The sequence below is a fragment of the Peptoniphilus sp. DNF00840 genome, assembly GCF_001553125.1.
Taxonomy (GTDB): Bacteria; Bacillota; Clostridia; order Tissierellales; family Peptoniphilaceae; genus Peptoniphilus_A; species Peptoniphilus_A vaginalis.
Genome location: NZ_KQ960194.1, coordinates 104,053 through 116,590 on the forward strand (window position 1 = coordinate 104,053; position 12,538 = coordinate 116,590).

General features: G+C 35.1%; 14 protein-coding genes. All 14 read left to right on the plus strand.

Going from position 1 to position 12,538, the window contains the following annotated elements:
• Positions 1-2: 2 nt before the first annotated feature.
• Positions 3-605, plus strand: a complete 603-nt coding sequence (locus HMPREF1864_RS01955) for a thymidine kinase (RefSeq protein WP_062571163.1) — start codon at positions 3-5, stop codon at positions 603-605.
• 51 nt (positions 606-656) lie between these two features.
• On the plus strand, positions 657-1,736 hold the full coding sequence (locus HMPREF1864_RS01960) for a carbohydrate kinase (RefSeq protein ID WP_231723490.1): 1,080 nt from the start codon (positions 657-659) through the stop codon (positions 1,734-1,736).
• Positions 1,726-2,649 (plus strand): pseudouridine-5'-phosphate glycosidase, encoded by a 924-nt coding sequence (locus HMPREF1864_RS01965; protein WP_062571165.1) that lies wholly within the window; start codon positions 1,726-1,728, stop codon positions 2,647-2,649. The genes HMPREF1864_RS01960 and HMPREF1864_RS01965 overlap by 11 nt, the downstream gene beginning before the upstream one ends.
• Positions 2,621-3,133 (plus strand): acyl-CoA thioesterase, encoded by a 513-nt coding sequence (locus HMPREF1864_RS01970; protein ID WP_231723491.1) that lies wholly within the window; start codon positions 2,621-2,623, stop codon positions 3,131-3,133. The genes HMPREF1864_RS01965 and HMPREF1864_RS01970 overlap by 29 nt, the downstream gene beginning before the upstream one ends.
• A 133-nt stretch (positions 3,134-3,266) precedes the next feature.
• The gene (locus HMPREF1864_RS01975) at positions 3,267-3,548 is read left to right on the plus strand and encodes a DUF503 domain-containing protein (protein WP_062571166.1); all 282 of its coding nucleotides are present in this window, start codon (positions 3,267-3,269) and stop codon (positions 3,546-3,548) included.
• A gap of 17 nt (positions 3,549-3,565) precedes the next feature.
• Complete coding sequence (gene nth / locus HMPREF1864_RS01980; protein WP_062571167.1) at positions 3,566-4,207, plus strand: endonuclease III; 642 nt, start codon at positions 3,566-3,568, stop codon at positions 4,205-4,207.
• Positions 4,208-4,212: 5 nt separating this feature from the next.
• Positions 4,213-5,736, plus strand: a complete 1,524-nt coding sequence (locus tag HMPREF1864_RS01985; protein ID WP_062571168.1) for a VanW family protein — start codon at positions 4,213-4,215, stop codon at positions 5,734-5,736.
• 152 nt (positions 5,737-5,888) lie between these two features.
• Positions 5,889-6,470, plus strand: coding sequence for a hypothetical protein (locus tag HMPREF1864_RS01990; RefSeq protein ID WP_062571169.1), 582 nt, complete (start codon positions 5,889-5,891; stop codon positions 6,468-6,470).
• On the plus strand, positions 6,461-7,288 hold the full coding sequence (locus tag HMPREF1864_RS01995; protein WP_062571170.1) for a CvfB family protein: 828 nt from the start codon (positions 6,461-6,463) through the stop codon (positions 7,286-7,288). Before HMPREF1864_RS01990 ends, HMPREF1864_RS01995 begins: the two co-directional genes overlap by 10 nt.
• A complete protein-coding gene (gene rlmD, locus HMPREF1864_RS02000; RefSeq protein ID WP_062571171.1) occupies positions 7,275-8,558 on the plus strand; it encodes a 23S rRNA (uracil(1939)-C(5))-methyltransferase RlmD in 1,284 nt (427 codons plus the stop codon). The genes HMPREF1864_RS01995 and rlmD overlap by 14 nt, the downstream gene beginning before the upstream one ends.
• 270 nt (positions 8,559-8,828) lie before the next feature.
• The gene (locus HMPREF1864_RS02005; protein ID WP_062571172.1) at positions 8,829-9,422 is read left to right on the plus strand and encodes a DUF4097 family beta strand repeat-containing protein; all 594 of its coding nucleotides are present in this window, start codon (positions 8,829-8,831) and stop codon (positions 9,420-9,422) included.
• Between the two features lie 91 nt (positions 9,423-9,513).
• The gene (locus tag HMPREF1864_RS02010) at positions 9,514-9,798 is read left to right on the plus strand and encodes a hypothetical protein (protein WP_062571173.1); all 285 of its coding nucleotides are present in this window, start codon (positions 9,514-9,516) and stop codon (positions 9,796-9,798) included.
• Positions 9,799-10,497: 699 nt separating this feature from the next.
• The gene (locus HMPREF1864_RS02015; RefSeq protein ID WP_062571174.1) at positions 10,498-10,998 is read left to right on the plus strand and encodes a hypothetical protein; all 501 of its coding nucleotides are present in this window, start codon (positions 10,498-10,500) and stop codon (positions 10,996-10,998) included.
• Between the two features lie 100 nt (positions 10,999-11,098).
• On the plus strand, positions 11,099-11,968 hold the full coding sequence (locus tag HMPREF1864_RS02020; RefSeq protein WP_062571175.1) for a ketopantoate reductase family protein: 870 nt from the start codon (positions 11,099-11,101) through the stop codon (positions 11,966-11,968).
• Positions 11,969-12,538: the final 570 nt, after the last annotated feature.

Below are 12,538 nucleotides of genomic sequence, written 5' to 3' on the forward strand. Positions count from 1 at the left end.
TCATGCATCAATATAGAGGAAGAATGATTTTACACACAGGTTCAATGTTCTCAGGTAAGACAAGCTCACTCGAAAAGGATCTAAAGAGGTTTTCAATCGCCAACTACAGGGTGGTTGCTTTTAAACCACTTATGGATAAGAGGTATGCAAAAAGTGAAATTGTAACACATGACAAGATTTCCCTTGACGCTGTTGAAGTAGAATCAATAAAAGAAATATTAGATTATGTAGAAAAATACTCACCACAAGTTATTGGGATTGATGAAGTACAATTTTTGTGTGACACTCCTGAACTTGTATTAGAAGATTTAGAAAAAATTCTCGATATGGGGATTACCATTGTTTTGGCAGGTCTTGATATGGACTACATGGCTCAACCCTTTGAAATAGTAAAGGAACTTATGCCCAAGGTTGACTACCTTAACAAGCACCATGCAGTTTGCAAAAAATGCGGTACAGATGCCTGGGTTTCTCATAGAAAAATCAAGAGTGACAAGAGGGTAGAGCTGGGAGCAGTAGAAGAATATGAACCACTTTGTAGAAGATGCTACAGGGAAGCAAGAGAAGAAGATAAGCTAAGAAAAAATCAAGAAAACTTTTTATAATTTATTGACATCCTCTAATCATTTGACTAGAATATAAGTAAATGATTAGAGGTGATTTTTTTGACTCCAAGAGAGAAAGAAATTATAAATCTTTTGAAAAAAAATCCTGGAATGTCTCAGCAAGAAATTGCTGATGAGTTAAAGATCACAAGGTCAGGTGTATCTGCCCATATTAATAACTTGATGACTTCGGGTTATATCTTGGGCAGGGGTTATATCTTAAGAGAGGACACCTATGTTGCTATACTTGGCGGTTGCAATATGGATATAACTGGCTCAACCCTTGACAACCTAAAGGAGAGAGACTCAAACCCAGGTAAAATTGAATACTCTAGTGGTGGTGTTGGAAGAAATATTTGTGAGAACCTAGCAAGGCTTGGAGTTAATACAAGTCTCCTATCAGTAGTGGGAAGAGACGATGCCGGCAAAAATATTTTGACTGAGCTCAATAGGATTAATGTTGATAGCTCAAGGGTTTTAATAACTGAGGGTATCACTCCACACTATCTTGCAATCCTTGATGAAACTAGAGATATGTATGTAGCCATATCAGATATGGAACTTATAAAAAATATAGACAAGGATTATGTAGAGAAAAATAAAAAAATTATTGAGAACGCTGAGTTCACAGTAATGGATACAAACCTTGAAGAAGAAACTCTTGACTATGTCCTAAAAAACTTAAAGGGCAAGTTTTTAATAGATGGGGTTTCAACTAAGAAGGTAATTAAGATTAAAGATTTGCTAGATAAGATTTACTTTTTAAAGGTAAATATTTATGAAGCCCAAGCCCTTTCAGGCTTAGAAACTGATAATATAGATAGGCTTGGAGAAGACTTAATCAATAAGGGACTAGAAAGTCTTGTAATAACTGCTGGAGGCCAAGGATCGTATTATTTTGAAAAAGATTTTAAAATGATGAGAAAGCCAAGAGAAGTTAAGGTATTAAGTGCCAGTGGAGCAGGAGATGCCTTTATGGCAGGCTATGCTTATGGACTCTACAATGGCCTAGAAATAGAAGAGAGAATGGCTACAGCAGAAGCTGCGGCTAGGATAGCTCTTATGAGTTCAGACTCATGTTCAAAGGATATGAATGAAAATAATTTAAAAGGAGAAATTTATGATTACTAATGAAATGTTAAAAAAATATGTTGAGTACAGTGACGAAGTAAAAAAAGCTATGGAAGAAGGCAAACCAGTAGTTGCTCTTGAATCTACAATTATTTCTCACGGAATGCCTTACCCACAAAATATTGAAACAGCTAAGGCTTGTGAAGAAATAATTAGGGAAAATGGAGCTGTCCCTGCAACAACTGCAATAATTGGAGGAAAAATAAAAATCGGTCTTAGCGAAGAAGAGTTAGAATTTATGGCAACTTCAAAAGACATCATCAAGGCTTCAAGAAGAGACTTTGCTTACATCGTTTCTCGTGGACTTAATGGAGCTACAACTGTTGCATCAACAATTATTGCATCAAGGCTTGCTGGAATCAAAATCTTTGTTACAGGTGGACTTGGTGGAGTTCACAGACACGCTGAAACAACATTTGATATTTCAAGAGACCTTGATGAACTTGCATCAAATGACATTATGATAGTATGTGCAGGTTGTAAATCAATCCTTGATATTGGACTTACTCTTGAATATCTTGAAACAAAGGGTGTGCCAGTTTTTGGTTACCAAACTGACTACATGCCAGCTTTCTTTACAAGAAAATCTGAGTTTAAAGTTGACTACAATATTAAGACTCCAAAGGAAGCAGCAGAAGCCGCAAACACTCAATGGGATCTTGGTCTAACTGGTGGAATTCTTCTTACAAACCCAATTCCAGAATCAGATTCAATGGATGAAGACAAAATTAATAAGGCAATTGAAACAGCTCTTGTTGAAGCTGAAAAGAAGGGAATTCATGGAAAGGAAACAACTCCATTCCTATTAAGCAAGGTTCTTGAAGTTACAGAAGGAAAGTCTCTTGAAGCAAATATTGCTCTTGTAAAAAATAACGCAAGATTAGGTGCTGAAGTTGCAAAATATCTCTACTAATTCAAAAAAAGTTTCAGAATCAAAGGTAGTCTTTACTTACGGTATCATGCCAACAGATTTAAACACTGGAGGCACACTTTATGGACCAAGACTTTTCGAGATAGCAGACCACAGTTCTGGTACTTGTGTCATAAGACACACAAGGGGAAGAGTTGCCACAATCTCATGTGATAACTTTACTTTTCTTAAGCCAATTAACCAAGGAGATTTTTTAACTGCGACAACTTTTATTTCGGGAGTGGGAAACACTTCTGTAGAAGTCTTTACAAAATTTACTAAAGAAGCTCCTATGACTGGTGAAACTGAGCTTGCAGCCTTTTGTTTCTTAACTTTTAAGTGCAAGGGAGCAGAGCCAGGTAAGATTCCAGCAATTATTGGAGAAAGTCTTGAAGAGAAAAAAATCATCGAAGGCTACGAAGCTAGAAAACAAATAAATAAAATCAGGCAACAAAACAACAAGGAATTAAGAGAAATCTTAAAATAAAATGAAGCTGTAAGTAACTTTTGTTATTTGCAGCTTTTAATTTGCTTAATATGTTTTTAGAGAAGATTGAATTCAAGACAGTTTAGGCTTTTTAATATGAAAATATTTTCATATTCATGTTATAATATTTACTATGATAATAGGAATTTGTACTTGCGAAATTTTTATTTTTAATGCAAACTCTCTTAAGTCCAAGAGGTCTGTAGTTAAAAGTATTATTGAAAAATCAAAAAATAGATTTAATATATCAATTGCTGAAGTGGGAGACAATGATAAATGGCAAAAATCTATTATTGCCTTCTCAACCATCTCTAATGAGCAGAAGGTTGTTGAAGAAACTATGGATAAAGTGATAAACTTTTTTGACTCCTATAGTGAAATCGAAATTATAAGTATTAAAAGGGAATTATTATAAAATTAAGGGGAATAAAGATGAAGGGAATTTTAAGCCACGAAGAGGCCGACAAGTGCCTTGACGTCTTAGAAGAGACTTATCCAGATGCAAAGTGTGAACTTGAACACAGGAACCCCTTTGAGCTTTTAGTGGCAACTATCCTATCAGCTCAATGCACTGATGTGAGAGTTAATAAGGTGACTGGAGAGATGTTTAAAAAATACAATAAGCCTGAAGACTTTGCCGAGATGGATATAAAGACTTTGGAAGGACTTGTAAAAGAATGTGGTCTTTACAGAAACAAGGTCAAGAACATAAAGGCAACTTCTAATGTAATATTGGAAGAATTTAATGGCAAAGTACCTGAAACTATAAAAGAATTAATGAAGCTTCCTGGAGTGGGAAAGAAGACAGCCAACGTTGTAGCATCAACTTGTTTTGGAGTCCCTGCTATAGCTGTTGATACTCATGTCTTTAGGGTTTCGAATAGAATTGGCTTTGTTAGTGAAAATAATGTAGAAAAGACAGAGAAAGCCTTAGAAAATAAAATTGATAGAAAGAGGTGGACTAAGGCCCATCACTTATTTATTTTCCATGGAAGAAGATGTTGCACTGCTAGAAGTCCTAAATGTGATCTTTGCAATATAAAGGATTTTTGTAGATATTATGGGGAGACATGACTTAAATGAAGAATTTAAGAAATAAGTTTTTTAATATAAATAATAAAGCGCTAATAGGTCTAGCAATTTTTTTGATGCTGTTTTTTGTATCAGTAATTTACTTTACAAGTGAATCACTAAATACAGGAATTTATAGGGGAGTAAAAGTTGAAGATGTTGATGTATCCAACCTATCTAAGGATGAAGCCCTAAAAAAGGTATCAAAAATTACTGAAGAAAAGATTAAGAGTAAAAATATAAATTTCCATTATGGGGATAGAGATCTTCCCATTGCCTTAAGGGACTTTGGTTACTCATTAAATTTAGAAGATGCAGTAAACCAGGCTTATAATCATGGAAGAAGTAAAGGAATTATTGGCAATTATTTTGATATTGTATCTAGTTTAATCTTTAAGAAAAATATTATAGCAGAGTCAAGCTTCGATGAAGGGAAAAAGGATGCTGTATTGGATAACTTAGCTAAAGAAGTCCACAAGATTCCTCTTGATGCCCATCCAATTTTTAATGAAGATGGAACCATTAGCATAGCAAAATCAGAGAAGGGCAGGTACCTTGACTTAAACGAAGCAAAGGGACTTTTAAAAACAGACATCTTGCATAAAGAAAAGATTGATCTTCCTGTTTATGATACAGAACCAAAAATACATTCAGATTATTTTCAAGGAATCGATAAAGTTTTAGGTGACTTTAGCACAGATTATTCCTCTTCCATTAAGAATAGGAAAGAAAATATTAAGCTTGCTTCGGAAAAATTCAACAATATGAAGTTAAAACCAGGAGATGAAATTTCCTTTAATGATATTGTGGGTGAAATAAGTGAAGCTAATGGCTTCAAAAATGCAACAGTTATTGTTGGAGGAGAATATGAAAAGGGAATTGGTGGAGGAATTTGTCAAGTTTCAACAACCTTGTACAATTCACTTATCCTATCTGACTTAGAAATTGTTGAAAGGCACAATCACTCTAGACCAATTAACTATGTTGATCTTGGAACAGACGCTGCAGTGGCAAGGGGCTATAAGGACTTAAAATTTAAAAATAATACAAGTAATCCAATTATTATCTTGGCTCAAGCTGACGGGCAAAAACTTGATTTTAAAGTTTTGGGAAATTCCACTGACAGAGATTACAAAATAAACATAATCCCAGAAAGACTTGGGGTAGTAAGTCCTGATGTAGAGACAACATATTCTGACTCCCTACCAGAAGGCGAAACTGTGGTAAAGGAAAGTGGAAAAAATGGGTACTCCTACAAGACATACAAAGAAGTTGTAAAAAATGGAGAGGTAGTAGAAAAGAAAGAAATTTCAAAATCTTACTATGTTCCAAAGAGTAAGGTCCTAGTAGTTGGTACAGGGACTTCATCTAATGATAGAGATGATGATGAAGATAATAATAGCAAGAGTAGTAAGACTAGCAAGAAGTCTAAAGACAGTAAGGAGTCAAAAAAGTCTAAGGACAGTAAGGAGTCAAAGAAGTCTAAGGATAGTAAGGATTCCAAAAAGTCTAAAGACAAGAAAAAATCTTAAAAAAATTTTTAATAAGAGCTTTGGCTCTTATTTTTTTTGAAATTTTAAGTTAGTTTATAAAATAATTTTTTTAAGATTAATCAGCGTGAGCGTATTGACAAGTATTTTTCATTTAATAAATATTATGGAAGCATTTGTGATAAAATAAGTTTATGGGACTATTTAATATATTTAAAAAGAATAAGTCAATTTATAAAGTTCTTCTAGAAAATAATTTTGATTTAGAAAAGCTCTCTGAGATAAAAGATATAAACCTATCTAATGGATCTTATGAACTTAGCATCATAAAGGGAGAGGAAAAAATAAATCACATCAAGACAAGAGAATTGAACAAGGCCCTAGATGATTATTATTTAAGAGATAATAAGGCAATTGAAGAATTCGAAGAATTTTTTAAGGATAAAAAGGCTCTTGAAGCAGAGAGAAATTTTTTGACATTCTTACTTCAAAAAATAGAATTTGATGAAAGTAAATTAATTGGCCTTTCAATTTTACTTATGAGAGATTCGAGGAATGAAGAGTGCGTGAAGTTTGGTATGCTCATGGCTAAGTATTACAATCTCAGAGAAGTGGCAAGGGCTTATGAAATATTTTTGAACTTATTAAAACATCCAGCTTTTATTTATTATGGGATAGATGCTTTAAAGGATATAGATTACGGCATAATAGATGATTTGTATGAAAGTATGACTGAGATTGGTAGAGAGATAATAGAGGAGAAGGCATGGAATTAGGAAAAATACAAAAATTAACAGTTGCATCTAAAAAAGATGGAAGAGTAAGTCTTAAAGACCAAGATGGAGAAAGAGTTTATCTTGCAAAAGGAGAAGGAGATGATTTAAAAGTAGGACAAGAAGTGGAAGCTTTTGTCTATAACATCCACGAAGACTTTGAAGCAACTTTGAAAAGACCCTATGCTCAAGTGGGAGAATTAAAAAAATTAAAGGTTGTTGACAAGGCAAAGGTTGGTTATTTCGTAGACAACGGAATTGGCAAGGATATCTTCTTACCCTTTAAAGAATCCTTTGGAAGATTATCAGTTGGCGATGAATACCTGCTTTATCTTTACCACGACAAGAGCGATAGGCTTGCACTTACAATGAATATAAAGGACAAGCTAAGCACAGAAGGAAACTTTAAGGTCAATGACATTGTAAAGGGAACTATCTATAGCATTGGTAGACCAGGTGCTTTTGTCGCTATTAATAACAAATACGACGGTATGATTCCTATAGAAGAAATCAAGGGAATCTACAAGGTTGGAGAAGAAGTAGAGGCAAGAGTCCAAAGAATTCTTCAAACAGGTTTTATAACCTTAACATTAAGAGAAAAAGCCTACAAGCAAATTGATGCTGATGCAGACTTAATTTTAGAAATACTTGAAGATAACAATGGAGTTCTGGAATTAGGAGATAAGTCAGATCCAGAAGCAATTAAAGACGTAACAGGTCTAAGCAAAAAAGCCTACAAAAGAGCAGTAGGCAATCTTTACAAGAATAGGAAGATAAACATTTACGATACAAAAATAGAGTTAAGATATGGTAGAAAATAAATTTAGGGGAGAAATTATAGACTTTGACTTCAAGGGTCTTGGCATAACCAAGCTCAATGGAAGCCCAGTATTTTTAAATGGGGGCGTCATTGGGGATGAAGTAGAGTATATAATTACGAAGAAAAAGAAAAACTTCGCCAAGGGAGAAATTTTAAAAATAATAAAAAAATCTAAGGACAGAGTGGAATCCCCCTGTCCTTATTTTAAAGATTGTGGTGGCTGTGACTTTCTAAATTATTCTGATGATAAGGAATTAAAATGGAAGGAAGCAGATGTAAATAAAAATTTAAATAAACTTGCTGGCCTTGACCTAGAAGTAGAAGAAGTTATTGACTCTCCATATAAAACACATTATAGAAACAATATGCAGTTCCAAGTTAAGGATGGAAAGATTGGACTTTTTGCCAAAAATTCTAAAGAAATTGTTCCTATAAAGACCTGCATTATGCAAAAAGATTCAGCTAATCAAGTTCTTAAAATAATGTGGGACTATAAAAAATTAAAGGACCTAAAGAGAATAGGAATTAGGACTAATTACAAGGGAGATATTCTCTTAATACTTGTGAGCAAGAAGGGAAGACTAGAGACAAAAGATATCTTGTCTAACCTCATAGATGCAGGAGTAAAGTCAATTTACTTAAATTATAACAAGGAAGATAAGACTCACTACTCACGAGAGTTTGAAAAAATTTATGGGGACGACACAATAGAGGAAAGACTACTTGGCATAAATTATAAAATTTCTCCAGAGTCCTTCTTTCAAATCAATGGACCTGCAACGGAAAAATTATATAAGAAGGCAATAGACTATCTTGAACCTAAAGAGGATGATAAGATTTACGATCTCTACTGTGGAGTTGGATCCATATCCCTTTCAGTGGCAAAGTCTGGTCCTGAAGTCATAGGAATAGAAATTGTTGAAAGTGCAGTAGATGATGCAAGAGAAAATGCAGAGAAAAATAATATTAAGGCAAGATTTGTGCAGGGACCAGCAGAAGGAACTATAGAAAAACTTTGGGAAGAAGAAAAAATTGCACCAAATAAAATTATAGTAGATCCACCAAGAAAAGGACTAGATGAAAAACTAGTAAACTTTTTAAAAGAAAATCCAGTAGAAAGACTAGTCTATATCTCCTGCAACCCAGCAACCCAAGCAAGAGATTTAAAGTCTTTAAAAGAAGTGTATAGTGTAGAAAAAATTTCACTAGTAAATCTCTTTCCAAATACTGCACACGTCGAGAGTGTCGTATTGATGTCAAAGGCTGATTAGGTGGGTGCAAATTTGCCCTTGTGTAGCAAGGCTTAGCGAGGGCTATCGTTAAAAGGTTTAATGCGTGGCGGCTTTAATCTGGGTTCTCGCGGTTTTTGAGCGTGATTTGGCTGTTTGAGGAAACGTGTCGACGCTCTAGGGTTGAGTGCACAGGATGTTAACGTTAAAAGGTGCACCCACTTTACACCCACCCTGTGAAGTGGTAAAATATAGCTCAAAAGTTAAAATGAGACCTGATTATTAGTATGTGCACGAGGAGGTGCTTAAGTAATGGATAATAAGAAGTTTATCGCAGAGACGAAAGATGTTCGTTTAACGGTGAAACGTGCTGATACCTTTGGTGTGAGCTTTGTTAACTGTGAACAAGATATATTTAGGGTTGAGGAAGAGCAAAATGTTATAAGGCTTATTCAAACTAAAAAAGTCTCAGCTTCGAATTGGCTGAGGTGGTTTACTCAGGGTATGCCTGAAATTGTTGTGAGTTTGCCACATGATGTGGAAGTTTGTGAGGTTGAATCTGATTCTAATCAAGTGCTCATCACGGATATTGAGATTGGTAAGCTTTATGTAGAAGTGGGCAATGGCAAGGTAGAAGTTGTTAATTTGAAAGCTGATGATGTTTTTCTTAAATGTTGTAATGGGTCGGCTTCAGCAACAAACGTAGAAGTAACTCATGTTTGTACACTTGATACGTTAAATGGCATGAGTATTTTAGAAGGAACAATCACCAAGGATGCAAGCCTTGAAGTAGATTGTAAGAATGGTGTCACCGAGGTTTCAGATAAGAAGAAGGTAAACTGTAAAAAAGATGGGTTTGCGCATTACATGGTGCACTGCCTTAATGGGAAAGCTATTGCGAAGTAGAAGACATATAGATCAAAAAAGAAGCAATAAAACTTGATATAAGTTGGAATTAGAGCGTATATAGACATACCAATAAAGGAGGAAGTCGTATATGCTCTATGTAAAATTTGATGATTTCGAAGATGTTAGTGTCATGGGAAATGAGAAAGACCATGGAATGTTTATTCCAATTAAGGATGGAAATGTGTATGCTGCGTGCGAACGGTGCGGTGTAGTTGAAAGGATAACCTCACCATGCGAATTCATTGCTAGCACATTTAGGTCAAGAGTGAACTTCAATGAGGGTTATGAACTTTGCGAGAAGTGCTTGCAAGAGGTTGAGTTTGTTACTGTCGCTTTGAGAACTGGAAAATTACCTAATCGAGAATTGAAATAATTGAAAAAGCAACGCAGTGATAACCGTAGTAATACAGGAAAAACTAAACATTAAAAGGTGCACCCAATAGCCATAGTGTGCACTCAAAAAAGTCTAGCTATACTACCCGTTCTCTCAATCCACGTTGAAGCCCTAACCCTATTGGTACGAGATTCGCAAAGCGAATCGAAGTAGCCATAGATGTAGGTCTCATGCCAAGAATCTCCAAGAGAAGCGTCGCAGGGTGCGACCATTGGCAAGATTCGACGGCGGAGACTGTCTGTTTGATGTCAAGAGTGAAGGACTAAACTGTATAAAAAGGCTTGAAATCAAGGAATTTCGAAGAACTGTCCCGGTTTGGGCAAATGATTGGAATCCTTTTTTAGAATGTTTGACAACATTTCTGACTACTTGAAAATAGAGGGTTGTAACGACGGAACTGCTTTTTGCCGTATTGAAACTACAGAACTGTTGTCATAGGTGGTTTTGGAGATATTGATACTATGAAACTGTTGTCGTTATCTTAGACACCACGCAAAATTATATAAAAACACTCAAACCGTTAAAAAAACACAAGCTATCTGGTATAATGTTTGTTGTAATATAGCGTACACGTTTGCGTAAGTGAGGAGAACCTAAATGAGCGAAATCATAAAGGGAGAAAAATGGATTGAGACTAAAAAGGCGAAAAAGAATAGAATTTAGTAAGGAGATAGTTTTATGGATTATATACGAGCGATTCTGGACGGGATTGCAATAGCCGCAATCTTTAACGGTGCAGTGGCAGTCTTGGTACTTATTAATCCAAGATATTTTTTTGATTCTTATCCAAAGGCAATTCAGAAAGCTGCACCTGAACAGATGACAAAAAAAGAGAAAAATATAAATTTCATTATAACAATTGTAATTTGCGGGATTTGTTTCATATATTCCATAGCAAGTCTTATACATTCAGGCATTTCGGGATTTTGGAATCTTTTTTGGATGGGCTATATTCAGTGGAGCATATTAAACTTAGGAGATTTCTTTTTGTTGGATTGTCTGTTGTTCCAGGGGAAATATAAGGATAAAATCGTCATTCAGGGGACAGAGGGACATCCGGATTATGAATTCAGTAACTGGATGAGGCATTTGGCAATCATGGAACATTTTGTAGTTACTCCGTTTTTAATTATACCGTTTGTAGCGGCGGTTCAGGCTTTGATTGTTGGAATATTATAAAGATGAATTTTCGGGTCATTTATCTAAATGGATAGTGAGCTTTTGTTTGGATACGTAAAATACATCGAAATTTAGGAAGAAACATAAAAGGACCGTGAAGATGAGAGTATTGATTTATGGTGCAGGAGTGATAGGAAGTCTTTATGCGGCTTTGTTTTCCGAAGCAGGAGCAGATGTATCCGTATATGCTCGTGGAAATCGTTTGAAAGAATTACAGATGTATGGGCTAAGGTATAAAAAAAATAATGAGATTCGGACTGCCAAAGTATCCGTTTTATCTCGACTGCTGCCGTTAGACAGTTATGATTTTATATTGCTTGCGGTAAGAGAAAATCAATTGCATATTGCTTTGGCGGAACTGCAAGCTAATATAAGTCCTGTCATTGTAGCTATGGTAAATTCTTTAGAAACGTATGATACATGGGAAAAGATTTGCGGAAAAGGACGTATCCTCCCTGCTTTCCCGGGTGCCGGCGGCGGCTTTGACGGAGATATTTTGGATGCAGCCCTTACGCCTCGCTTTATTCAGCCAACTACAATCGGCATGTCAGGTGGTCGTGAGAAAGAACTGTTCGATTTGTTCCGATCGGCAATGATTCCATGTCAAGTTGTAAAAGACATGCATTCATGGCAGATTTGTCATCTTGCAATGGTCGTGCCGATTGCAGATGCTTATTATCATTCAGATGATCCTGAGCATGCTGGAAACGATCGTGTATTAATGAATAAAACAGCGAAGCAAATCAGAAGAAATCTTTTTAATGTTAAAACAAAAGGAATTAAACTTGTTCCTATAAAACTGAAGTTTTTACAAATTCTTCCATGCTCCATTATGGGGTTTATTCTTGGGATTATTTTTCGAAGCCGTTTTGGAGAAAAGTTTATGTACCGACATTCAATAAAGGCTCCGGATGAAATGAGGCGGTTACATGAGCAATTTTATAACTATATAGGTATTTATGACGAATGAACCGATAAGTGTTTGTAGGTTTTTATGCTTTTTTAAAAGCATACTGGATGTTTATTCTCAAGCATCTTTCCCTTTGCCAACTTTCATCGTGCAACGAGCGTGCAGACCTATTTCTTGATGTAGGGTTTATCATCAGAGTAGTCTTAATACATGTGGAGAGTGTAGCCTTGATACAAAAGATATAAATTTAGATATCTTGTATTTTAAGCAGTTTTATAAGCATTTTGTCTTCGATAAAAATGAAGAAGGATAGGTCAAAAAGACTCAAAAAAACTACATGGACGTGAGAGTAGTTCTACAACTGGTATGAGGAAAGGAAAAAAATAATTAACTCATTTTGTACTTTCTATAAGAGTAGCTTAAAAGGCTGCTCTTTTTTTTATTGAAGTAAGTAAGGATTTGTTAAATATGATATATAAAATGTAAAATCATTTGATAATGACAATATATTGACCTTGCACGAATAAATTTATATAATTATCCTAAAGGAGATGATGAAATGGCTACAACAAATTTGAACATAAGGACAGATAAAGAAATAAAAACCTGCTAACAAAAGTCAAGTATAAC

Coding starts and splice junctions, on each gene's coding strand:
- HMPREF1864_RS01955 (WP_062571163.1), top strand. CDS start 3: ATGCATCAATATAGAGGAAGAATGATTTTACACACAGGTTCAATGTTC.
- HMPREF1864_RS01965 (WP_062571165.1), top strand. CDS start 1,726: ATGATTACTAATGAAATGTTAAAAAAATATGTTGAGTACAGTGACGAA.
- HMPREF1864_RS01975 (WP_062571166.1), top strand. CDS start 3,267: ATGATAATAGGAATTTGTACTTGCGAAATTTTTATTTTTAATGCAAAC.
- nth (WP_062571167.1), top strand. CDS start 3,566: ATGAAGGGAATTTTAAGCCACGAAGAGGCCGACAAGTGCCTTGACGTC.
- HMPREF1864_RS01985 (WP_062571168.1), top strand. CDS start 4,213: ATGAAGAATTTAAGAAATAAGTTTTTTAATATAAATAATAAAGCGCTA.
- HMPREF1864_RS01990 (WP_062571169.1), top strand. CDS start 5,889: ATGGGACTATTTAATATATTTAAAAAGAATAAGTCAATTTATAAAGTT.
- HMPREF1864_RS01995 (WP_062571170.1), top strand. CDS start 6,461: ATGGAATTAGGAAAAATACAAAAATTAACAGTTGCATCTAAAAAAGAT.
- rlmD (WP_062571171.1), top strand. CDS start 7,275: ATGGTAGAAAATAAATTTAGGGGAGAAATTATAGACTTTGACTTCAAG.
- HMPREF1864_RS02005 (WP_062571172.1), top strand. CDS start 8,829: ATGGATAATAAGAAGTTTATCGCAGAGACGAAAGATGTTCGTTTAACG.
- HMPREF1864_RS02010 (WP_062571173.1), top strand. CDS start 9,514: ATGCTCTATGTAAAATTTGATGATTTCGAAGATGTTAGTGTCATGGGA.
- HMPREF1864_RS02015 (WP_062571174.1), top strand. CDS start 10,498: ATGGATTATATACGAGCGATTCTGGACGGGATTGCAATAGCCGCAATC.
- HMPREF1864_RS02020 (WP_062571175.1), top strand. CDS start 11,099: ATGAGAGTATTGATTTATGGTGCAGGAGTGATAGGAAGTCTTTATGCG.